The sequence below is a fragment of the uncultured Thalassospira sp. genome, assembly GCF_963976115.1.
Taxonomy (GTDB): domain Bacteria; phylum Pseudomonadota; class Alphaproteobacteria; order Rhodospirillales; family Thalassospiraceae; genus Thalassospira.
The window spans coordinates 20,628-40,756 of sequence record NZ_CAXBJJ010000005.1; the positions used below are offsets into that span (position 1 = coordinate 20,628).

22 protein-coding genes are annotated in these 20,129 nt (G+C 55.0%); 6 read left to right on the forward strand and 16 right to left on the reverse strand.

The features are described 5' to 3' along the window. Window positions 1–277: 277 nt before the first annotated feature. Entirely contained in the window at window positions 278–1,507 is a 1,230-nt protein-coding gene (locus AAC086_RS06975; RefSeq protein ID WP_339776954.1) for a methionine gamma-lyase, read from the reverse strand. 224 nt (window positions 1,508–1,731) lie between these two features. Between AAC086_RS06975 and AAC086_RS06980 the strand changes: the two genes are divergently transcribed. From AAC086_RS06980 to AAC086_RS06995, 4 genes are all read left to right on the forward strand, one after another. Continuing rightward, window positions 1,732–3,405, forward strand: a complete 1,674-nt coding sequence (locus AAC086_RS06980; protein WP_339776956.1) for a sigma 54-interacting transcriptional regulator — start codon at window positions 1,732–1,734, stop codon at window positions 3,403–3,405. Between the two features lie 171 nt (window positions 3,406–3,576). Continuing rightward, complete coding sequence (locus AAC086_RS06985) at window positions 3,577–4,359, forward strand: 3-hydroxybutyrate dehydrogenase (RefSeq protein ID WP_339776957.1); 783 nt, start codon at window positions 3,577–3,579, stop codon at window positions 4,357–4,359. A gap of 43 nt (window positions 4,360–4,402) precedes the next feature. After that, the gene (locus AAC086_RS06990) at window positions 4,403–4,744 is read left to right on the forward strand and encodes a helix-turn-helix transcriptional regulator (RefSeq protein ID WP_339776959.1); all 342 of its coding nucleotides are present in this window, start codon (window positions 4,403–4,405) and stop codon (window positions 4,742–4,744) included. 1 nt (window position 4,745) lies between these two features. Then, window positions 4,746–6,050, forward strand: coding sequence for a type II toxin-antitoxin system HipA family toxin (locus AAC086_RS06995; RefSeq protein ID WP_339776961.1), 1,305 nt, complete (start codon window positions 4,746–4,748; stop codon window positions 6,048–6,050). Window positions 6,051–6,114: 64 nt separating this feature from the next. Here AAC086_RS06995 and AAC086_RS07000 read toward each other — a convergent pair whose 3' ends face one another. The 4 genes from AAC086_RS07000 to AAC086_RS07015 all read right to left on the reverse strand — a co-directional run bounded on the left by AAC086_RS07000 (window position 6,115) and on the right by AAC086_RS07015 (window position 8,831). After that, complete coding sequence (locus tag AAC086_RS07000) at window positions 6,115–6,555, reverse strand: DUF488 domain-containing protein (protein WP_339776963.1); 441 nt, start codon at window positions 6,553–6,555, stop codon at window positions 6,115–6,117. Next, window positions 6,556–7,167 carry a DUF488 family protein gene (locus tag AAC086_RS07005; protein ID WP_339776964.1) on the reverse strand — a complete coding sequence of 204 codons (612 nt, stop codon included), beginning with the start codon at window positions 7,165–7,167 and terminating at the stop codon, window positions 6,556–6,558. A 426-nt stretch (window positions 7,168–7,593) separates the two neighbouring features. After that, window positions 7,594–7,860: a hypothetical protein gene (locus tag AAC086_RS07010; RefSeq protein ID WP_339776967.1), complete on the reverse strand. Its 267-nt coding sequence runs from the start codon at window positions 7,858–7,860 to the stop codon at window positions 7,594–7,596. 95 nt (window positions 7,861–7,955) lie between these two features. Beyond that, a complete protein-coding gene (locus tag AAC086_RS07015) occupies window positions 7,956–8,831 on the reverse strand; it encodes a LysR substrate-binding domain-containing protein (protein ID WP_339776970.1) in 876 nt (291 codons plus the stop codon). A gap of 139 nt (window positions 8,832–8,970) precedes the next feature. On the opposite strand from AAC086_RS07015, the gene AAC086_RS07020 reads away from it, so the two are divergent. Beyond that, entirely contained in the window at window positions 8,971–10,095 is a 1,125-nt protein-coding gene (locus AAC086_RS07020) for an S-(hydroxymethyl)glutathione dehydrogenase/class III alcohol dehydrogenase (RefSeq protein WP_339777622.1), read from the forward strand. A 60-nt stretch (window positions 10,096–10,155) separates the two neighbouring features. Further along, window positions 10,156–11,007 carry an S-formylglutathione hydrolase gene (gene fghA / locus AAC086_RS07025; protein WP_339776973.1) on the forward strand — a complete coding sequence of 284 codons (852 nt, stop codon included), beginning with the start codon at window positions 10,156–10,158 and terminating at the stop codon, window positions 11,005–11,007. 57 nt (window positions 11,008–11,064) lie between these two features. Here fghA and AAC086_RS07030 read toward each other — a convergent pair whose 3' ends face one another. The 11 genes from AAC086_RS07030 to AAC086_RS07080 form a co-directional block, all read right to left on the reverse strand. After that, window positions 11,065–12,513 carry a DUF6880 family protein gene (locus AAC086_RS07030; RefSeq protein WP_339776976.1) on the reverse strand — a complete coding sequence of 483 codons (1,449 nt, stop codon included), beginning with the start codon at window positions 12,511–12,513 and terminating at the stop codon, window positions 11,065–11,067. 61 nt (window positions 12,514–12,574) lie between these two features. Beyond that, window positions 12,575–13,183 (reverse strand): energy-coupling factor transporter transmembrane protein EcfT, encoded by a 609-nt coding sequence (locus AAC086_RS07035; protein ID WP_339776979.1) that lies wholly within the window; start codon window positions 13,181–13,183, stop codon window positions 12,575–12,577. Beyond that, window positions 13,180–13,854, reverse strand: a complete 675-nt coding sequence (locus AAC086_RS07040; protein ID WP_339776980.1) for an ATP-binding cassette domain-containing protein — start codon at window positions 13,852–13,854, stop codon at window positions 13,180–13,182. The genes AAC086_RS07035 and AAC086_RS07040 overlap by 4 nt, the downstream gene beginning before the upstream one ends. Window positions 13,855–13,932: 78 nt before the next feature. After that, window positions 13,933–14,478, reverse strand: coding sequence for a biotin transporter BioY (locus AAC086_RS07045; protein WP_339776982.1), 546 nt, complete (start codon window positions 14,476–14,478; stop codon window positions 13,933–13,935). 195 nt (window positions 14,479–14,673) lie between these two features. Then, window positions 14,674–15,291, reverse strand: coding sequence for an urease accessory protein UreG (gene ureG, locus AAC086_RS07050; RefSeq protein ID WP_339776985.1), 618 nt, complete (start codon window positions 15,289–15,291; stop codon window positions 14,674–14,676). Further along, window positions 15,288–16,007: an urease accessory protein UreF gene (locus AAC086_RS07055; RefSeq protein ID WP_339776988.1), complete on the reverse strand. Its 720-nt coding sequence runs from the start codon at window positions 16,005–16,007 to the stop codon at window positions 15,288–15,290. The genes ureG and AAC086_RS07055 overlap by 4 nt, the downstream gene beginning before the upstream one ends. Further along, entirely contained in the window at window positions 15,997–16,620 is a 624-nt protein-coding gene (locus tag AAC086_RS07060; RefSeq protein WP_339776991.1) for an urease accessory protein UreE, read from the reverse strand. The genes AAC086_RS07055 and AAC086_RS07060 overlap by 11 nt, the downstream gene beginning before the upstream one ends. An 11-nt stretch (window positions 16,621–16,631) precedes the next feature. Further along, window positions 16,632–18,341, reverse strand: a complete 1,710-nt coding sequence (gene ureC / locus AAC086_RS07065; protein WP_339776994.1) for an urease subunit alpha — start codon at window positions 18,339–18,341, stop codon at window positions 16,632–16,634. Between the two features lie 2 nt (window positions 18,342–18,343). Continuing rightward, the gene (locus tag AAC086_RS07070; protein ID WP_339776997.1) at window positions 18,344–18,655 is read right to left on the reverse strand and encodes an urease subunit beta; all 312 of its coding nucleotides are present in this window, start codon (window positions 18,653–18,655) and stop codon (window positions 18,344–18,346) included. A gap of 15 nt (window positions 18,656–18,670) precedes the next feature. Continuing rightward, window positions 18,671–18,973 carry an urease subunit gamma gene (locus AAC086_RS07075; RefSeq protein WP_085590813.1) on the reverse strand — a complete coding sequence of 101 codons (303 nt, stop codon included), beginning with the start codon at window positions 18,971–18,973 and terminating at the stop codon, window positions 18,671–18,673. Between the two features lie 38 nt (window positions 18,974–19,011). Next, complete coding sequence (locus AAC086_RS07080; protein ID WP_339777001.1) at window positions 19,012–20,052, reverse strand: urease accessory protein UreD; 1,041 nt, start codon at window positions 20,050–20,052, stop codon at window positions 19,012–19,014. Between the last annotated feature and the right edge of the window lie 77 nt (window positions 20,053–20,129).

The window sequence follows — 20,129 nt, forward strand, 5'->3', positions numbered from 1 at the left end:
TTTGCCAATTTTATCGAACGGCAATTTTGCAAAAAGGCTGCGGCCAGTTCCTTGCAACAGCGATTCGCGCCATGGGTCCGTAAGGTCAGATCAGCCTGCACCCCTCACAGAAAACCCCGCCATTTTCACAGATTTTAGCGCCGCTCCCCCCGCCCAGAAACGAAAGATGATCATTTTCTCTGGCCCCGAATTTGTCCCTGCCAGCCTGCCGCCACACCCAGCATCCACCGCATGTCGCTAGTCGCCCTCTCACCGGGAAGGCGACACGACAGGTTATTTATTCAGCCGCCATCTTCATCGTATCGCCATCCAGCGCATGTTCCAGATCTGCCAGAATGTCATCGACGCATTCAAGTCCGGCGGAAATACGGATCAAGCCATCGGTGATCTGATATTGGGCGCGTTCTTCGGCACTATAGGTCGAATGGGTCATCGAGGCCGGATGCTGGATCAGGGTTTCGGCATCGCCAAGGCTCACGGCCCGGGCAATCATTTGCAGGCTGTTCATCATTTTACGACCGGCCTCGATCCCGCCTTTAAGTTCGAACGCAATCATGCCGCCAAAACGGGCCATTTGTTTTTTGGCAAGATCGTGCTGGGGGAAACTGGCAAGTCCGGGGTAATAAACCGTTTCGACCTGCGGATGTGCTTCCAGAAACGCCGCGATTTTTTCGGCATTGTCGCAATGGCGTTCCATGCGCAATTCCAGCGTTTTTAACCCGCGCAACACCAGATTGGCATCCTGGGGCGATAAAACCGCCCCGGTCATATCCTTTAGCCCGATCAGGCGAATGTCGGTCAAATCCTCGGCTGTGCCGATAATGGCACCGGCCATTAAATCGCCGTGGCCGCCCAGATATTTGGTTGCCGAATGCACCACAATATCAGCCCCCCTTTCCAGCGGGCGCTGCAAATACGGGGTGCAATAGGTGTTATCGACCACCACCCTGGCCCCGTGTTTATGGGCAATATCGGCAATTGCCTGCACATCAACCAAACGCATATTGGGGTTGGCGGGGGTTTCAAAGTAAACCACCTTGGTATTGTCGGAAATCGCTGCTTCCAGATTTTTCGGGTCCGACAAATCGACATGGGTATGTTTAATCCCGAACCGTTCCAGCCCATGGCGGAAAAAGGCAAAGGTGCAGCCATATAACGTGCGGTCCACAATCACTTCGTCGCCCGGCGCAATCAGCGTCCAGAACACCGAGGTAATCGCCCCCATACCCGATGCCGTGGCAATCGCGGCTTCGCCGCCTTCCAGTGTCGCCAGGCGATCTTCCAGCAGGCTGAGTGTCGGGTTGCCAATGCGCGAATAAATATAGCCCCCTTCATCCCCGGCAAAGCGACGCCCGCCCTGCTCGGCGGTATCAAAGGCAAAGGTCGAACTCATATAAACCGGCTGATTCAACGCCCCGTTATGGCTGGCAGGATTATAGCCATGATGAATGGCGCGGGTGGCAAAACCGGCTTTGGCATTCCGATGGGCATGGTTTGACGAAGACATGAAGGCACTCCCGTTTTTTAAACTGTTCTGCCCTCATTAACGCAACCGCCATGCCAGTTCCGGCTTTTTGTTTAAATTCAATACCTTGGAAATATCGCGTGCATTCCATCTGTATCATAAAGTTTACACACCCATAGAAGCCAGCCGCAGAAACACTTGTATTTCGCAAAAACAGTGCCTTATATATGTATATAATAGTTTACACTGTAAATTAAGATATACACATGCGTTTTGAAATCACCGGTGAAAATCGCCTTGGCATTACCCGCGATGTTGTAAATACCTTAACATTGCGCGGGCTGGATATTCGGGCGTTTGAAGTCACCCCGCATCATATCTATGCCGATATTCCCGCCATTGGCCCCGATGATTTTGCGGAACTGGCGCGCTGCCTGATGCGGGTACCGGGCATTCGCAATGCCCAACCGATTGACCATTTACCGACCGAACGCCGCCGTGCCCAGCTTCACGCCACCCTGGCCGCCATGGGCGACCCGGTAATTGCGGTAAACGCCAACGGCCTGATTGCGCAGGTCAACCCGGCGGCACAAAAAATTGCCGGTACATCCAAACAACCACTGCGCGATCAGCCCCTTACCAGCATTTTAACCGAACCCGATATAACAACCCTGCGCCGGGCCGGGTTTTCGCAAAGCGAACGCGAGGTGACGCTGGGCGGGCAAACCTACCTGTTGCAGGTCGAACCCATTGGCCGGGTCGAGGATGGCAGCCCGGTGCACGATACCGGCCCCCGCGAGGATGACGCCCCATGGGGCGGGGTCTTGATTTTTCATCGTGCAGCGCGACTGGGCCGGGTCATCACCGCCCTTCAGGATCGCAACCATACCGAATTTGCCGACATTATTGGCGACAGCCGTGCGCTGGCGCGGGTTAAAACCCAGGCACAACGTTTGGCGATTGTTGACGCACCCTTGCTTATTCTGGGTGAAACCGGCACCGGCAAGGAACTGTTTGCCCGTGCCTGCCACCGCGCCGGCAAACGCAATGACCAACCTTTTTTGGCCCTGAACTGTGCCGCCCTGCCCGAGGGTTTGGCCGAAAGCGAATTGTTTGGCTATGCCGCCGGAGCCTTTACCAGCGCACGGCGCGGCGGCAAACCGGGGCTTTTAGAACTGGCCGATGGCGGCAGCCTGTTTTTAGATGAAATCGGCGAGCTATCGCCCTATTTACAGGCAAAATTACTGCGCGTTTTGCAAGATGGCCGATTTCGCCGGGTGGGTGGGACCGAGGAAATTGCGGTTGATGTGCGCATCATCAGTGCGACCAACCGCGACCTTGAAGCCATGTCGCATGACGGAACGTTTCGCGAAGATCTTTATTTCCGCCTCAATGTCCTTGGCATCACCTTGCCGCCCCTGCGCGAGCGGCGCGAGGATATTGATGCGCTGGCACACTATTTTGTCGCCCGCGCGGCCCGCCAAACCGAACGCCCTTGCCCCAAAATCGCGCGCGATACCCTGCAATGGCTTGTCACCCGCGACTGGAAAGGCAATGTCCGCGAACTGGAAAACACGCTGTTTCGTGCCGTCGCCCTGCTTGATGGCGATATCCTGGCTGCCTCCGACCTGCAATCTGCCTATGGCCCGCATTCAGCGTCACGCCGCGACGCTGAAACCGCTTCAACACCGCAAAATGCGCCCTTTCAGCCCGAAGATGCCGTGCCAATTGTCGGGTCTTCGCAAAACACCCTCGAAAGCTCGCTTATCGATCAGGCGCTGTTTTGTGAAAATCATGGTGCGGCGATGGATCTGCTGGAAAAAAGCCTGCTGGAACGGCTTTATCCTGATTATCCCAGTTCACGCAAACTTGCCGCCCGGCTGGGGCTGTCGCACACAGCGGTTGCCAATAAACTGCGTAAATACGGCATTGGCACCTGACCCTGCTCGCTCGTGCTGCGGTGCCACATCCCTGAAAAAGTTGAAACACCCATCAAGCGCAAACAACCCCGACGTCATTCCTTGCTTCAACGATTGCGCTGCGGCATGATCGGATTATCTCACAAGGGCAAACTCGCCGAACGCCCCCTCATCGGACAATGGAGAACCACCATGCTAAAAGGCAAACACGCGCTTGTAACCGGCTCGACCAGCGGTATCGGCCTTGCGATGGCAAAGGCCCTTGCCGGGCAGGGTGCCAATGTCATGCTGAACGGTTTTGGCGATGCCAGCGAAATTGAACAGATCCGCTTGGGCATCGAAAGCGAATTTGGCGTCAAGGCGCTTTATAGCGGCGCCGACCTTTCCAAACCCGATGAAATTGCAGACATGATGAAAATGGCCGCCAGCGATTTTGGCGGCGTGGATGTTCTGATCAACAATGCCGGTATTCAATACACCGCCCTTGTCGAGGATTTCCCGATTGAAAAATGGGATGCGATCATCGCGATTAACCTGTCATCGGCCTATCACACCACCCGGCTGGCCCTGCCGCACATGAAAAAGCAAAACTGGGGCCGGGTGATCAACACGGCATCGGCGCACGGCCTTGTCGCATCGCCGCAAAAGGCCGCCTATGTTGCCGCCAAACACGGCATTGTCGGCTTTACCAAGGTTGTCGCCCTTGAAACCGCCGAAACCGGCATTACCGCCAATGCGATCTGCCCGGGCTGGGTTCGCACCGAACTGGTGGAAAAACAGATCAAGGCCCGTGCCGAGGAAAACAACATTTCAGTCGAGGAAGCCGCCAAAGACCTGGTATCGGACAAACATCCGTCCAAAACCTTCGTCACCCCCGAACAAATCGGCCAGACCGCGGTTTTCCTGTGCTCGCCTGCCGCCGACCAAATGACCGGCACCAGCATTTCGGTGGATGGTGGCTGGACGGCGCAGTAAAGCCAAAAAATGACACCATATGGTATCATGACAGACAAATCCCTTGAATGAAACCGATCAGTTACATATACTCATTTTCCGCATTATGGAACTGATCGGTGTCATTATGATTATCCGAAGCCCCGCCGACCTGCAAAAAGCCGTCCGCATTCTGCGCAAGCAACGCGGCCTGACACAGACCGAGGCCGCACAGCTTATCGGCCATAGTCGCAAATGGCTGTCATCGCTTGAAACCGGCGCGACCCAGCCGCCGGTCGATATGGTGATCAATCTTCTGGTGCTGCTGGGCGCGCCGATCCATCTGGACATGCCCGGCGACCCCCGCCGCCCCGCGCGTGACAATCTGCCGCCGTCCGATATGCTTGATATTGACGAGGGGCTGTAACATGGAACGGGTTGCCGCAGTCTGTTTATACGACACCCCGATTGCTGACCTTGCAGCAGAAACCGGCGGGCGCCTGAAATTTCGTTATCACGCCGATTTTATTGCCCGCCATCATGCAGGGGATGCCCATTGCCACCCCTTGTCGCTGTCACTGCCAGTACCCGCCCGTTATGATGAAAATTTCTGGTTTGATGACGGGCAATGTGGGCCATTTTTTGCCGGATTGCTGCCCGACAACAAACAAACACGCCGCCGCCTGGCACAAATCCTGGGCACCCGGCAGTCGATGAACGCCAATGACGAATTCGACATGCTTTTTGCTCTCGGACGCGACTGCCCCGGTGCGGTTTCCCTGATCGCACCCGATGCCGACCCCGATGATTACGATCCCTGTCATCCGCAATATCGCCTCCTTAGCGAGGCCGAACTGGCCCGACATATCCGCGAATTGCCAACCCGCCCGCTTTTTGCCGACGACGCAGGCGAAATCCGCATTTCCCTGGCCGGTGTTCACGACAAGGCCGTGGTGATCCGGGTGGGCGGCGAAATCGCCCTGCCGCTGGGGCGCACCCCCAGTTCACACATCCTCAAACCCGACATTCGCGGCCTGCCGGAATCCATCCGGGTGGAACATTTCTGCCTTGAAGTCGCCCGCGCCATCGGCCTTGCCACCCCGCGCTCGCGCATTATGCAGGCCGAAGACCAAACCTTCATGCTGCTGGCCCGCTATGACCGCGCCCTGCACGAAAAATCCGGCACGCGCTATTTAACCCGCCTGCACCAGGAAGATTTCTGCCAGGCCACCGGGTGCTTTCCCGACCAGAAATATGAACGCGATGGCGGCCCGGGCTGGCTCAGCCTGTTTGCCATGCTGCGCTACAGCCACGACCCGGCGCGTGACCGTCTCGAACTTTTACGGCGCGCCATTTTTCAGTATCTCATCGGCAACCCCGATGCCCATGCCAAAAATTACAGCCTGCTCTGGCAAAATGGTGCGTTACGCCTCGCCCCGCTTTACGACATCAACAATGCCAGGGCCTTTGCCGGATTTTACAAGCAACAGCGCATCAAACTGGCAATGGCGATTGGCGGCGAGCGCGACCCACACGTGCTGACACAGGATCACTGGACCCAATTTGGCAAAGAAATCGGCCTCAGCCCCAAACTTGTTCTGGCCGAACTTGAAACCCTGCGCGACCAGATCGGCCCCATCGCCCAGACGGTCCGTACCCGCCTGACCAACAGCCTCGCCGATACCCCGCTGCTCGACCTTGCCCTTAACGACATTCTCAGTCGCTGCCCATGAACTGACCACGGCAAAAGTTACCTCAGCTTTAAACGAAGCCCTGCATCATAAATATCCGTACAAATTACAGATGCTTGATACTGAGAATCCCGCCCCATTTATCATTGAGATAATCGCAAACAATTTTGCGGTGACAGTTGTGGGGTTTTGCTTCCGAGCACAATAAACAAGCTCCATCAAGCATAGCGGGATCCAGCTTCTTTTCGATTTGCCTCTGCGCCATCAAATCCCGGAATTTACCTTCATAAACACTCCAGTCACCTTTTTCTTTTTTATATTGATCCAGCATTATTTTTGTCGGCGCCAAGTCCGGATAGTGAACATAGTCAACATTGCAAATCGTTTTTAAAAAGAACTTCAAATCTCCCGCCTTTGCAAATCCGGCCAGTTGCGAGGTATTATTCAGGCGCACATCAACCACTTTTTTTACATGTGATGACTTGATGCGCTGAAAGAATGATTCCGCAGAAGTCTGCGTAAAACCAATGGTATTAACCTTAGACACTCACCCAACCTCCCTTGCGGAAACTTCCTGTTCTTGCTCTACATAAGCAACTTTTTTCCCACGCTCCCGATATGCACGAGAAATTCGCTCATCTAACGGCGTAAAAAGATCTTCATGATTAAGACCCGACAATTCAAGCAACTGACGCTCAATATCGTCATGACTTGACACACTGCCATTACCCAAAATATGGGACAGCCGTATCCCCTGATCAGCGAGCGATCTTCCAACCAGCAAACAACGATGGCAGTCCAGAGGATTATGCTCTGCGCACATTAATGCGATTGTATATCCCTTGCTGATTCCATCCTTGACACGCTCAAGACCAGCTTGAAATTCAACCGAAGATGCCATCAACTCATAATTTGCAACGCCGTCTGTATAGCATTCCAAACGGCGCGGACGTCCGCCAAGCTCGTTTCCTAAAAAAACGTAGGATATCCCATCCCTTTTTAACTGTTTTTGCAAAACATCCTGATTGAATTGCGGCGTGAATTTTGAGAACGGCGTTGATCGGACGTCGGCTATGACATTGACCGCAAAGGAATTCAGCTTGCTCAAAAACATGTCATAACTCGTTGTAGAATGACCTACCGTAAATGTTATGGACATAGACACATTTCCTTACCAAAGAACTCCGTTTAGCATGACTGTACACTCATTGAGCCTTTGTTTCCACGGCCTGGCCAAACCCACTCGCAAATGCAGATAGCCATCCGGTAACATACGATTTAATGCCGGAAGTCCATTTTCAAGCCATCCCAAATGCAGACGAGTACCAGAGACCGGCAGACGATACGAATGAGAAACATCGCAGATCTCTGCGCGCAACTTTGGTTTCTTTGGATCATAATGATCCTCAACGAATCGCAATTGACTCCTGTGAACCATCAACCCTGCCAATGATTTTGTCTTAGCTCCAACAGGCACATAGTTTCCATTTGAATAGTTTTCCAAATCGAATGGTAAGCAACCTGATCTAAAAATGCTTCCTGCAAACTATCGCAACAATGCCCGATACGACGTCTGAGCCAGTCCTTATACGCAGCCATCGTATTGATTAATATTATTTGCCCAAATGCGGGTATCTTCAGAGGCATGAGGGTACGAACTATTATGAGACTCATGTTGCGGCTCAACATCAAGAACGACCCCTTTGTAAACACCAACTTGGTTTATCAATTGCGTTGTCCAATTTCTCCCGTTTGGCAACAAGCGAACCATACTATTTCTCGCAACATCAAAGCCCGCAACGCAATGCTGTCCAGGACTCATATTCGTCACATCGGTTATGATAACTTCCATTGCCCCCTCTATTCATCAACCTTGATTGAAGTTATTGAGAGAAATCTTAAATCTTAAACAAAACAACTATTACGCGCACAGATACGTAAGAATAGTTACCCCAAATACCGCGCCAAATGTTCCACCAGCATTCTGACCTTGGAGGATAAATGCCGGTTGGCGGGGTAAAGCGCCCAAATGCCTTCGTCAGACGGCTGATAGCGGGTTAAAATCGGCACCAGTTCACCGCTGGCGATATAGGGATCAACGTAAAAATCGGGCAATTGCACAATGCCGATCCCCTTGCGTGCAGCATCGAGCAGGGCCTGCCCGCTATTGGCGGTGATGCTGCCGTGAATGCGAATGGTACGTTCGCGCCTCTCTTCCTCGAACCGCCAGTAATCCAGCGTGCCGGGCAGGCAGTTATGGCGTGAAAGCTCCGACAGGCTATGCGGCTCACCGCGCTTTGCCAGATAGGCCGGGGCAGCACAGACATAAAGCCTGCGCGAGGATAGCCGCTGGCTCATGATTGCGCTTGATGTGCCCTCCAGCCGCCCCAGCCGGACCGACAGATCAAACCCTTCCAAAATCAGATCCAGTTTCTGGTTGGTAAAGCGGCATTGCACCTCAAGGTCGGGATAGCGGGCGACGAAATCATTGATCAGCGGGGCAATTACGGTTTCGCCGTAGGTGGTTGGCGCGGTCAGTTTCAATTTCCCGCGCGGGGTATCTTGCAAACTGCTGATCGCCCGTTCGGCATCGTCCAGCCCGTCGCGCAACTGGCGGCAATGCTGGTAATAAATCAGTCCGGCTTCGGTCAGGGTTACCTTGCGCGTGGTGCGGTAAAACAGCTTGCTGCCCAGGCGCATTTCAAGCGCGGTTATCTGACGGCTGACATGGGCAATCGAAACGCCAAGCTGCGTTGCCGCCCCGGTAAAGCTTTGGCATTCTGCCACCGCAATACATTCGCTAATGCCGTCCCACGCATTCATTATTACCACACTGTAAAAGTTATTTGCATAATTACCGGATTATCAAATTATCAGAAACAAATAAACTTTCCTTCATATCTTTGCATCCACCTATGCGTTCCCGCTGGTCTGAAAAGGATTTACCATGACTGCACAAACCATCACCTGCAAAGCCGCCATTGCCTGGGAAGCCGGGAAACCGCTGTCGGTCGAGGACGTTCAGGTCGCGCCGCCCAAAGCAGGCGAAGTGCGCCTTAAACTGACCGCAACCGGCGTGTGCCACACCGATGCCTTCACTCTGTCGGGCGATGACCCCGAAGGCATTTTCCCCGCCATTTTGGGCCATGAAGGCGGCGGCGTTGTTGAATCGATTGGCGAAGGTGTCACCAGCGTTGCCGTGGGCGACCATGTTATTCCGCTTTACACACCGGAATGTGGTGAATGCAAATTTTGCAAATCGGGCAAAACCAACCTGTGCAGCAAAATCCGTGAAACTCAGGGCAAAGGCCTGATGCCCGACGGCACCACGCGCTTTTCACAAAACGGCACGCCGATTTTCCATTATATGGGCTGCTCGACCTTTTCTGAATATACCGTTTTGCCGGAAATTTCGGTCGCCAAAGTCAATAAATCCGCTCCGTTAGAAGAAGTCTGCCTGCTGGGTTGTGGTGTAACCACCGGCATGGGGGCTGCCACCAATGCCGCCAAAGTAAAAAAGGGCGATACCGTTGCCATCTTCGGCCTCGGCGGTATTGGCCTGTCGGCGATTATCGGCTGCCAGATGGCGGGGGCAGAACGCATTCTGGCTATCGACATTAACGAAAAGAAGTTTGATCTGGCAAAGCAGTTGGGTGCCACCGATTGCATCAACCCGAAAAACTTCGACAAACCGATCCAGCAGGTGATTGTCGATATGACCGATGGCGGGGTTGATTACAGCTTTGAATGTATTGGCAATGTCAACATCATGCGCTCCGCCCTGGAATGCTGCCACAAGGGCTGGGGGGAATCCGTCATCATCGGGGTTGCCGGGGCCGGACAGGAAATTTCCACCCGCCCGTTCCAGCTGGTTACCGGGCGCGTCTGGCGGGGTACGGCCTTTGGCGGGGTTAAGGGCCGGTCTGAATTGCCAAATTATGTCGAACGTTATCTGGCGGGCGAGTTTAAACTGTCCGATTTCATCACCCATACCATGCCGCTTGAAGACATCAACCATGCCTTCCATCTGATGCATGAAGGCGAAAGCATCCGCAGCGTCATCCATTATGCACCGGCGGCGAAATAAATTGCCAAACGAGCGGGCCGGATGCGTTCTTCCGGCCCGATTGCATAACCGGAGGATCAAATGAGCATCGAAAATATATCAAGCGCCAAAAGCTTCGGCGGCTGGCACAAACAATACAGCCACCGCTCAACCGTTCTGGGCTGCGACATGCGCTTTGCCATTTACCTGCCGCCCCAGGCGGGCAATGGCACCACGGTGCCGGTGATGTATTGGCTTTCGGGCCTGACCTGCACCGATGAAAACTTTATGCAAAAAGCCGGTGCACACCGCATTGCTGCCGAACTGGGCATTGCCATTGTCGCCCCCGACACCAGCCCGCGCGGCGACCATGTGCCCGATGATGAAAACGAAGCCTATGATTTCGGCAAGGGGGCGGGTTTTTATGTCAATGCGACACAGGAACCCTGGCGGCAGAATTACCGGATGTATGATTATATCTTAAGCGAGCTTCCGGCCCTGATCGCCGAACATTTCCCGGTCAATGACAATGCGGTTATTTCCGGCCATTCAATGGGCGGGCATGGCGCGCTGATGATGGCGCTACGCAATCCCGGCAAATTCCGTTCTGTCACCGCCTTTTCGCCCATTTGCAACCCGGTCAATGTGCCCTGGGGGCAAAAGGCGTTTGAAAACTATCTTGGCGCCAAACAGGCCGACTGGGCCGCTTATGACAGCTCCATGCTGATGAGCACCGCCCAGCCCACCGGCTTCACTCCCGCCCTTGTCGATCAGGGCGATGCCGATGGCTTCCTCAAAGACCAGCTTAAACCCGAAACGCTGGAACAGGCGGCCAAAAACAGCGGCTACCCGCTGACGCTACGGATGCAGGAAGGCTATGATCACAGCTATTATTTCATCGCCAGCTTCATTGAAGACCATATGCGGTTTCATGCGAAGCATTTGGGGCTGTAAACCCTAGATATTCCTCTGCCATCCGGCGCTTTCAATACCGCCGGATGGCGGGTTCTTTTAAGCCAGCTTTTGCCAAAACGCATTTTTACGCGGATGCTCCGCCCTTAGGCGCTGCATATAGGCATCATGCGGTTCAAATGGCCCAAAATCATATATCCGTTTGGCAAGGCTTTCACATTCTGCCAAATGATTGGCCGCATAGCGATAACGGCTTGAGCGGGTGTGCTCCAAGGTAAAATCAATCATCGCACGCAAAACAAGGGTAGCAGCCAGGGGGTATTTCTCGCTCAGGGCATCGGCGACCGGCCCCAAAAGTTCATATTCGTTTCCGTCCAATTCATGCTGATGCGCCACAACCATGCCTGCCGCTCTGTCATAGGCCGGCCATTCTATCAAAAACCACAGCGCAGCCTCCCAATCATCCCCCTGAACGGCATGATCAAGAGCCTTTTCCTCAGCCTCGAAATCCTCAAAATCGGGAAGTTTGCGTATATAGTCTCTTAAATGGCGGGTGGAAAACCAGGCTTTGAAACATTCCCATCGCATGGTTTGAGCATCATCAACACGCCCCAACGCCTCCAGTGCCGCAATCCGTGTATCAAGCCAGGCAAAATCATCATAATATGGCAGATAATTATCACCACGATGATCGGCATTATCAAGAAATGTCAGTGCCTCGCCCGCGCGCCCGGCAGCCACAAGGCGCGCGGCAATATCGGTCGCAATCTTGGCAAAACGGTGTTGTTCCTTTGTGTATCGGGCAATATAGCCGTCAACATCCCCCAACAAATCCGCGATATTTTTTAATGCGTACGAAATCGCACTTTTCATGCTCAAACTGCGGATATATTCGTCGTATATCGGCCCGCTTGAAGACCAAGCAATAACCGTTCTATCTTCTTCTTTCGGAATGCTCGGCTCTTTTTGCGACAATGCGATCAAATTGTGTTTCAAATGTTGCAACCCGCTCTGCCCCAGCGGCTCGGCCATGGTGGCAAGTAAATCATCGAACTGCGCAAAGCTGTTCGATAAAATATACCCGCAAACGCGGTCCGCCAAGTCCTCGGGTTTAACAGAGGCATGGCTGGCGAAATCTGCCCCATCCTGATGCACTTGCCGAAAAAAAACGATCAACTCCCGCGGGTCCTCGACACAGCGATACAGCACGCCCTCGGACAGATCCAGCAATTGCCATATCAGCGACAAAGCCGTATCGGCCGTGCGCGGCCCAATCTGATCAACAATCAGACGCCGCTGATTTTCAAGATCTTTCACCAACTTGCGCTGCTGGCTCAAACTCAGTTCCGATTTTGACCGGGCAACCGTTGTCAAACGCTTCGCAACCTCTTTTTCAAGAAGTTCCGGGCTTTGCGCCGCCATTAATTCCATCCTTAGCCGACGGCGCATTTCTGCGTCACCCTCGGTTACTTCCAGCAATAAATTTGCTAGGCGCGGCGCGCCCAAGTCTTCCAGATTTTTAGCGTTTACTGTCTTGGGGGATGCCACCTGATCCTCGCCTGTTCCTCAATTCAAACTGAAATCAGTTCACCACAACATCATCACGCAATCAATCCGGGTCATAGCTGCGCGCTTCAATGGCGTCGGCCACATCATCGGCCATTTTCAAGGTATGAATAATCAAAGGGACTGAAAGTGCGATCATGTTGCGGTCCAGCCCGCGCGCCTTTTGGGCTTCACGCACCTCGCTGGCAACCGATGCAATTACCGGAATAAACCGCAAGACCAGAGAAAAAGCCAAGCCAACCTTTTCCGGGTTCACCCCTAAGGGGCGCAGCGGCATCATGGCGCGCTCAAGCGCGGCCAACATCAGCGAAACACGGGTCGTTAACGTCACCAACCCGGCAAACAGCACCACCGATGCCAGCCGTGTTACCACCACCAGCCCTGCCTGCCAGTCATTCAGCCACAATTGCACCGCAAAAAACACCACCAGCAACCAGATCAACGGTTTGATTTGCGCCCATAAAATACGCAAAGAAAAGCGCGCAATGCCGTAAAGCGCGGTCACCCCGGCCAGAACCGCCAGCAATATCGGCCAGTCATTAATCAGAAACACCACCGTCCCGACAATCACCAGTGCCAGCACCTTCACCCCGGCAGGCAGGCGATGAAGTGGCGAGGCGCGATTCTGATACAGGCCATTGGCAAGGTTCATGACATCAGATCCACATAAAAGGGCAGCGCCTTTTGTGGCAGGTCATCACACACCACCTGGCCCTGATCAATCACCAGAATACGGTCATAATCGGCCAGAAGATCCAGATCATGTGACACCGTAATCACCTGCTGGTCCAGCGCGGCAATCGCCTGTGCCACCCGGTTACGGTTGCGCAAATCCAGCAAGGTTGTCGGCTCGTCAAACACCACGCAGCGCGGCTCCATGATCAACACACCCGAAATCGCCAGAAGCTGCTTTTGCCCGCCGCTCAGTTGATGGCTGGGATGGGTGCGAAATTCACCCATGTCATAACGGGCTAAAACGGCATCAATGCGGGCATCAATCTCGGTTTTAGGCAGTTTCAAAGGTTTCAAGCCAAAGGCAAGGTCTTCCTCGACCACAGGAAAAACGATCTGGTTATCGGGGTTTTGAAAAACAAACCCGATGCGCGCGCGCACTTTGCGCCCCTCTTTGGCAGTATCAAATCCATCGACACTCACCCGGCCCGCTGTTGGCGTCAAAAGCCCGTTTAACAGGCGCACCAAGGTGCTTTTACCCGAGCCATTGGCCCCGACAATGCCGATCCGACGCTCGCTCAGCGACAGGGAAATATCGTCCAACACGCAGCGCGCGCCATAGCGCACGCTGACATTTTGCAATTCAATCATCGATCACGACCGTCATATCCCGCTCAGCAAAAAGCCGCCTGCAGTCATCCCGCAGGCGGCGAAATTAAAGCACGCAAATCAGGCGGGCGAAACCAGCGGATAGGCGCGACGCACCGCAAGGGCGGCACCGGTTGCGACAAACACCTTCAACGCATCGCCAATGAGAAACGGTGCCGATCCGACAGTCGCTTTCCAGTAGGAAATATCAACCGCAACCGCCACCCAGGCATTGCCCAATCCATAGAGCACGACAATGCCGCCAAAACCGATGATGGCAGCGGTATTGACCACATTCAGGCTGTTCCAGAATTTTTCGATCAGATAGCCGATGACAAAGGCCGACACCGCCCAGCCCAGCATGAAACCGCCCGTCGGCCCCAAAAACACGCCAAAACCGCCACGTCCGCCCGCCAGAAGCGGCAAACCAAGCGCGACCAGCACCAAAAACAGCACAACGGAAAGTGCCCCGCGCCGCGCGCCCAAAATCGCCCCCGCCAACATTGGTGCCAGCGATTGCGCGGTAATCGGCACGCCCGTGATTGGCAGAGTAAAGGGCGGAAACAGCCCCAAAACGGCCATCAGGGCAGCAAAAAGGGCGATATAAACAATGTCCTTGGTCTTCATTCTGATCCCTCACATCCGGGCCACCAATCTCACTGGCAAGGGATAGCGGGTAATGGGAGCTTTTCCAAGGGAAATGCAACTGGGACCTCCATCCACAGGAGGGTGCCCATGCCGGGCGCACCAAACAAACACCCGACCATTTCTGGCCGGGTGTTGCTGAACTCCCATCATCTGCGATCTTCTGCTTGTTCTATGTCACGCAGCAGATTGACGGAGCCCCCCTGATTCGATGATAAAGTTTTTCACATCCTCAAGGCCTTCCATCGCCTTGAGATTGGTGAAAACAAAAGGCCGGTCACCGCGCATTTTGCGCGCATCGCGGTCCATAACCCCCAGATCCGCGCCCACCAGCGGGGCAAGATCGGTTTTGTTAATAATAAGAAGGTCGGAGCGGGTAATGCCCGGCCCGCCTTTACGCGGAATTTTATCACCCGCCGACACATCAATCACGTAAATCGTAATATCGGCCAGTTCGGGCGAGAATGTCGCCGACAGATTATCGCCGCCCGATTCAATAAAAATCGCCTCAAGCCCGGGATGTTTTGCGGTCATATCTTCGACCGCTGCCAGATTGATCGAGGCATCTTCGCGAATGGCGGTATGCGGGCAGCCACCGGTTTCAACACCGGCAATGCGATCAGGTGCCAGTGCGCCCGAGCGGGTCATGAACTCGGCATCTTCGCGGGTATAAATATCGTTGGTGATGGCGGCGATGTTAAATTCATCGCGCATCGCCTTGCACAACCGTTCCAGCAATGCCGTTTTGCCAGAGCCAACCGGGCCACCAATACCAATGCGAAGCGGAGAAGTCATGATCGGAACAACCTTGTATATTGGGTTTCGTGTTTCATCGATGTCCAGTCAATCAGCGGGGCGCAGGCACCAATGTCATCCGGGTCGGTTGCCATGGCCTGTTTAACCGCCAGTTCCACCGCCCTTTCCAGGGCGGCAATGGCGCGAATACCATCGGTCTGCCCCAGCGGCACAAGCCGCACAGCACTGGAAACCAGATTGGCCGCCATCGCATGGAAAAAAGCGGTCAAGGCACTGCGCAAATCAATATCCGCCCCCGCCGCCGCAATCGCCACGGCCACCGGATAAGACGGCAACCGGCCATCCGCCCGCATGGACGCGGCCCAGTTTGCCAGCAAAGCATCATCCCAGACCTGGCCGAGGGTGGAGACAAATGCCCGCCCCTGAGCGGTGGCCTCCAGCGCCATTTCGGCCGTGCCCCGGCGGCAATCGGCATCAATGCCAATGGCGATCAGATCCTCAAGGTCACAAGCGCGGGCGGCATGATAAGCCTGACAAAACAGCACTCCGTCAATGCGCCCGGCACCAAAGGCCAAAACACCTTCCACCCAGGTTATCACGCTGTCGCATGTGCCAACCCGGCCATCCTCAATCGCAAATTCAACCCCGTGCGAATAGGTATAGGCCCCCACCGGAAAAGACGGCCCCAGCCATGTCATCAAGCGCATCAATCCGCTAGAATTAAGCGGTATTGTCGCGGTATGATCAATGGTCATGATCACCCCCGGCGGCATGGTTATGGTTGTGGTCATGACCGTGACTGTGGTGGCTATGAGTCTGACCGTGGCGATGGGCCGCACCAACCTCTGTCTCAGCCTCCCCCTGATCGGCATCGGCGAAAAAATCGTGGTCATGGCCATGATGATGGCCACTTTCCTGCGCATTGCCCCCCAGGCCGTGATAGGCCCCGCGTTCGGGGTCAAACGGTGCAATTTCGCTGTCAACCACACCACCAAGACCAATAATCATGTCGCGCAAAACATGGTCGTCAATAATGCGCAAACGCCCGTCTTTAAGCACCTGCATCGGCGTATGGCGGTTGCCAATGTGCCAGGCCATGCGGGCCGCCGCAATGGGACCGGCACAGGTAATGGTCATCACCGCTTCCTCGGCGGCCTGCACCACAATCACCCCGCCATCGGCCAGTTTCAGCCGGTCGCCATCGCCCAAACGTACCGCATGGGGCAAATCCAGCAAAAAGGCCGCGCCCGCATCATCATACAGGCGAATGCGCCGCCGGTGCCGGTCGGCAAAGGCCAGCGTTACCGTACCGCGCAGTTCGGCGGCATGGTTTTGCCCGACGGGAATATGTTCAATGGCGCGCCGCATGGTCCGGCCCCTTAAAACAAAAAGTAACGTTGTGCCATCGGCACTTCGGTTGCTGGTTGGCAGGTGAGATGCACCCCGTCCGCATGAACCTGATAGGTTTCCGGATCGACATCAATTTTTGGCAAAGTATCGTTCAGCTTCATGTCCTTTTTGCCGATATTGCGCGTATTGGACACCGGCAATAACTGACGTTGCAAGCCAAATTCGGCGGCGATCCCGGCATCAATCCCGGCCTGGGAAACAAAGGTAAAGCACGATTTGGTCAGCGCCCCGCCAAAGGCCCCGAACATGGGACGATAATGTACTGGCTGCGGGGTGGGGATGGAGGCATTCGGGTCGCCCATGGCGGCCCCCATAATCATGCCGCCCTTCAGGATCATATCGGGCTTAACGCCAAAAAACATTGGTTTCCACACCACCAGATCGGCGATTTTACCCACCTCGATGGATCCCACATGGCTGGCAATGCCCTGGGCAATCGCCGGGTTGATGGTGTATTTGGCGATATAGCGTTTGGCGCGGAAATTATCGTTTCCGGCCCCGTCTTCGGGCAAATTGCCGCGCTGCTTTTTCATTTTATCCGCCGTTTGCCAGGTCCGGCAAATGACCTCGCCCACCCGGCCCATCGCCTGGCTGTCGGACGAAATAATCGAAAATGCGCCCAGATCATGCAAAATGTCTTCAGCCGCGATGGTTTCGCGGCGAATACGGCTTTCGGCAAAGGCCACATCTTCGGGAATTTTCGGATCAAGATGATGGCAAACCATCAACATATCCAGATGTTCATCGATGGTATTAACCGTAAAGGGCCGTGTCGGGTTGGTCGAACTCGGCAAAACATTGGCTTCGCCGCACAGCTTGATAATGTCAGGCGCATGACCGCCCCCGGCCCCTTCGGTATGGAAGGTATGAATGGTCCGCCCCTTGAACGCGGCCCGGCTATGTTCGACAAAGCCGCTTTCATTAAGCGTATCGGTGTGGATCATCACCTGCACGTCAAGATCATCGGCAACCGACAGGCAGGCATCAATCGTGGCCGGGGTGGTGCCCCAGTCTTCATGCAGCTTTAATCCGCAAGCCCCGGCTTTGACCTGTTCGATCAGGGCAGCAGGCAGGGTGGCATTGCCCTTGCCAAAATAACCAACATTAACCGGCAGCCCATCGGCGGCTTGTAACATCCGCGCAATGTGCCACGGGCCGGGGGTACAGGTGGTGGCGTTCGTACCCGCCGCCGGGCCGGTGCCCCCACCCAACATGGTGGTCACGCCAGAATACAGGGCTTCGTCCGCCTGTTGCGGGCAAATCCAGTGAATATGCGCGTCGATCCCGCCTGCGGTGATAATATTTCCTTCACCGGCAATCACTTCGGTGCCGGGGCCGATAATAATATCGACATCGGGCTGAATATCGGGGTTGCCCGCCTTGCCAATCGCGGCAATGCGGCCGTCGCGCAGGCCAATATCGGCCTTTACAATGCCCCAGTAATCCAGAATCAGGGCGTTGGTAATCACCGTATCCACCGCCCCCTCGGCGCGCGATACCTGCGACTGACCCATGCCATCGCGGATCACTTTACCACCACCAAATTTGACTTCTTCGCCGTACGTAGTGAAGTCTTTTTCAACTTCGATCATCAGATCGGTATCGGCAAGGCGCACCTTGTCGCCAACGGTCGGGCCAAACATGGCAGCATAGGATGAACGATCAATTTCATAGGCCATGTTCAGTCCCCCAACGCGCCGTTAATTTTACCATTAAAACCGTACACCACACCCTTGCCGACATATTTGATCAGGGTGACCTCACGGGTCTGGCCCGGTTCAAACCGCACGGCACTGCCCGCAGGAACATCAAGGCGGCAGCCCCGTGCCGCTTCGCGATCAAAATCAAGACCGGGATTGGTTTCGTAAAAATGATAATGCGAACCCACCTGCACCGGGCGGTCGCCGGTGTTTGACACTGTGAGGGTCACGGTATCGCGCCCGTCATTCAGGGTCAGGGTGCCAGGGGCGGTTATAATTTCACCGGGGATCATAAGAACGCACCTTTCCTAGCGAATGGGTTCATGAACGGTAACGAGCTTGACCCCGTCAGGAAAGGTCGCTTCGACCTGAATGTCATGGATCATTTCGGCAATGCCCTCCATCACCTGATCGCGGGTCAAAACCGTGGCCCCGTCGCGCATCAGTTCGGCCACCGACACCCCGTCGCGCGCGCCCTCTACCACGTAATCCGTGATCAGGGCGATGGCTTCGGGGTAATTCAGCTTTACGCCGCGTTCCAGCCGCCGACGGGCCACCATCGCGGCCATCGCCACCAGCAATTTGTCTTTTTCGCGTGGCATCAGGTTCATGGCGCTCTCCCTTTATCGTGCAAGCCGTTCTGCATCGCTTAAATCTCCCACATGCGCGGCAGGCGCGCCGGAAGATGATTTACCTTATGGCGAAACATCGCCCACCAGGCGCCATAGGCGCGGCGCAACCGCATCGGTTCAACCGCCAGCCACCGCACAATGACAATATTTGTCATTGCGGTTGCCGCCGCCAAAACCGCGTCTCCCTGTTGGGCCGCGCCCTTTAGGCATTCGCGGGCCACCTCAAGCTGATTTTCGGCCCCCCGACCGGTGAAAATCGCTGTGGCACTGGCCCGCGCCCCGTTAAAACTTGCCCGATGATCCAGCACCTGTAAAATATCGCCATCCAGTTGTAACGCATCACGCCATATGGGGCGACCCTCAAGCGCCACATCCCAGGCTTCGCGTGCCAGACCGTGCGCAAAAACCTCGCCCCGGGCCAGTCGGCCAAAAACCATCATTTCCCCGGCCAAAACCCGGCCCGAACCCGTAACAGAAACCGATGTTGTGCGGCGCAAACGGGCACCATCAAACAAAATCGTTTCCTGGGGTAACCATTCCAGCCACGCGCCATCGTCGGCGGTCAGATCGACTGTCATTTTGCCATCCGGCCCTAATGACCGATAAACTTTTTCTGCCGCCTGTGCGGTCAGTTGTAATTGGGTATTTTCGCCCGCCCGGCCCGAAAACGCCAGTTGGTCGCCGCCGACCATGCCGCCCGATGTTGTCACCAGCACCGCCTGGCTGATATCGCCAGGCTGGGGGCGCGGAAACAACATTTTCATCGGGTCGCGGTAAAACAGATGGTTCAGGGCCGAAGGCTGGCCGGGGAGATGTGCCGCCTTGAAAGAAACTTCCGCCCGCCCGTCGGTCACAATCGGCCGCACCAAACAATCGGGGCGCACCTTTATTTCCGGGCGCACCGCTGCTGAAATCGCGGTGTCGTCAAGCGCGGAACTTTCAATCTTGCCTAATTGCACAGGCCCACCCAACGCTGTTTCAACTTCGCCACCAACAGCAGCAGGCCACATATTAGCAAGATGCGGGCCAGAACCGGACACCCGCCAAAATTGGCCCATATCGGCCCATTTACGCAAATATCGAGGCGCAAACAGGCAACCGCAGATATTTTTCATGCGCGAAAATTAGGCAGGTG

Excerpts from the sequence above, each read along its gene's own strand:
- AAC086_RS06975 (WP_339776954.1), bottom strand. The coding sequence starts at position 1,507 with ATGTCTTCGTCAAACCATGCCCATCGGAATGCCAAAGCCGGTTTTGCC.
- AAC086_RS06980 (WP_339776956.1), top strand. The coding sequence starts at position 1,732 with ATGCGTTTTGAAATCACCGGTGAAAATCGCCTTGGCATTACCCGCGAT.
- AAC086_RS06985 (WP_339776957.1), top strand. The coding sequence starts at position 3,577 with ATGCTAAAAGGCAAACACGCGCTTGTAACCGGCTCGACCAGCGGTATC.
- AAC086_RS06995 (WP_339776961.1), top strand. The coding sequence starts at position 4,746 with ATGGAACGGGTTGCCGCAGTCTGTTTATACGACACCCCGATTGCTGAC.
- AAC086_RS07005 (WP_339776964.1), bottom strand. The coding sequence starts at position 7,167 with ATGTCCATAACATTTACGGTAGGTCATTCTACAACGAGTTATGACATG.
- AAC086_RS07010 (WP_339776967.1), bottom strand. The coding sequence starts at position 7,860 with ATGGAAGTTATCATAACCGATGTGACGAATATGAGTCCTGGACAGCAT.
- AAC086_RS07015 (WP_339776970.1), bottom strand. The coding sequence starts at position 8,831 with ATGAATGCGTGGGACGGCATTAGCGAATGTATTGCGGTGGCAGAATGC.
- fghA (WP_339776973.1), top strand. The coding sequence starts at position 10,156 with ATGAGCATCGAAAATATATCAAGCGCCAAAAGCTTCGGCGGCTGGCAC.
- AAC086_RS07035 (WP_339776979.1), bottom strand. The coding sequence starts at position 13,183 with ATGAACCTTGCCAATGGCCTGTATCAGAATCGCGCCTCGCCACTTCAT.
- AAC086_RS07040 (WP_339776980.1), bottom strand. The coding sequence starts at position 13,854 with ATGATTGAATTGCAAAATGTCAGCGTGCGCTATGGCGCGCGCTGCGTG.
- AAC086_RS07045 (WP_339776982.1), bottom strand. The coding sequence starts at position 14,478 with ATGAAGACCAAGGACATTGTTTATATCGCCCTTTTTGCTGCCCTGATG.
- ureG (WP_339776985.1), bottom strand. The coding sequence starts at position 15,291 with ATGACTTCTCCGCTTCGCATTGGTATTGGTGGCCCGGTTGGCTCTGGC.
- AAC086_RS07055 (WP_339776988.1), bottom strand. The coding sequence starts at position 16,007 with ATGACCATTGATCATACCGCGACAATACCGCTTAATTCTAGCGGATTG.
- AAC086_RS07060 (WP_339776991.1), bottom strand. The coding sequence starts at position 16,620 with ATGCGGCGCGCCATTGAACATATTCCCGTCGGGCAAAACCATGCCGCC.
- ureC (WP_339776994.1), bottom strand. The coding sequence starts at position 18,341 with ATGGCCTATGAAATTGATCGTTCATCCTATGCTGCCATGTTTGGCCCG.
- AAC086_RS07070 (WP_339776997.1), bottom strand. The coding sequence starts at position 18,655 with ATGATCCCCGGTGAAATTATAACCGCCCCTGGCACCCTGACCCTGAAT.
- AAC086_RS07075 (WP_085590813.1), bottom strand. The coding sequence starts at position 18,973 with ATGAACCTGATGCCACGCGAAAAAGACAAATTGCTGGTGGCGATGGCC.
- AAC086_RS07080 (WP_339777001.1), bottom strand. The coding sequence starts at position 20,052 with ATGGGCCAATTTTGGCGGGTGTCCGGTTCTGGCCCGCATCTTGCTAAT.